1 protein-coding gene is annotated in these 941 nt (G+C 59.1%); it reads left to right on the forward strand.

Features of this window, described 5'->3' with window-relative positions:
- Window positions 1–65: 65 nt before the first annotated feature.
- A partial coding sequence (locus RWK44_RS34815) for an NADP-dependent isocitrate dehydrogenase (protein ID WP_316030175.1) occupies window positions 66–941 on the forward strand: 876 nt, incomplete at its 3' end.

Consider the following 941-nt stretch of genomic DNA (forward strand, 5'->3'; position numbering starts at 1 on the left):
AGCGCTCCTCATCACATCACCCACCCGGGACCCCGTCCCCATTCAAGCTCGAACGAGGCAGATACATGAACAAGATCAAGGTCGCCAATCCCGTCGCCGATCTCGACGGCGATGAAATGACGCGCATCATCTGGCAGCTCATCAAGGATAAGCTGATCCATCCGTATCTTGACCTCGACATCGACTATTTCGACCTCTCGGTCGAAAACCGCGACGCCACCAACGACCAGGTCACTGTCGACGCCGCCAACGCCATCAAGAAGTACGGCGTCGGCATCAAGTGCGCGACGATCACGCCGGATGAAGCCCGCGTCAAGGAATTCAACCTCAAGGAAATGTGGAAGAGCCCGAACGGCACGATCCGCAACATCCTCGGCGGCGTCATCTTCCGCGAGCCGATCATCTGCAAGAACGTGCCGCGCCTCGTTCCCGGCTGGACCAAGCCGATCGTCGTCGGCCGCCACGCCTTCGGCGACCAGTACCGCGCCACCGATTTCAAGTTCCCCGGCAAGGGCAAGCTGACGATCAAGTTCGTCGGCGAAGACGGCACCGTCATCGAGAAGGAAGTCTTCAACGCACCGGGCGCCGGCGTTGCCATGGCGATGTACAACCTCGATGAATCGATCCGCGAATTTGCCCGCGCCTCGATGATGTATGGCCTGATGCGCAAGTGGCCGGTCTACCTGTCGACCAAAAACACCATCCTCAAGGCCTATGACGGCCGCTTCAAGGACATCTTCGAGGAAGTCTACGAGACCGAATTCAAGGATCAGTTCAAGGAAGCAAACATCACCTACGAACACCGTCTGATCGACGACATGGTCGCCTCGGCGCTCAAGTGGTCTGGCGGCTACGTCTGGGCCTGCAAGAACTATGACGGCGACGTCCAGTCCGATACCGTTGCCCAGGGCTTCGGCTCGCTCGGCCTGATGACCTCGGTT

It is taken from the genome of Rhizobium sp. 25PS6, from assembly GCF_032464655.1.
GTDB classification, from domain to species: domain Bacteria; phylum Pseudomonadota; class Alphaproteobacteria; order Rhizobiales; family Rhizobiaceae; genus Rhizobium; species Rhizobium laguerreae.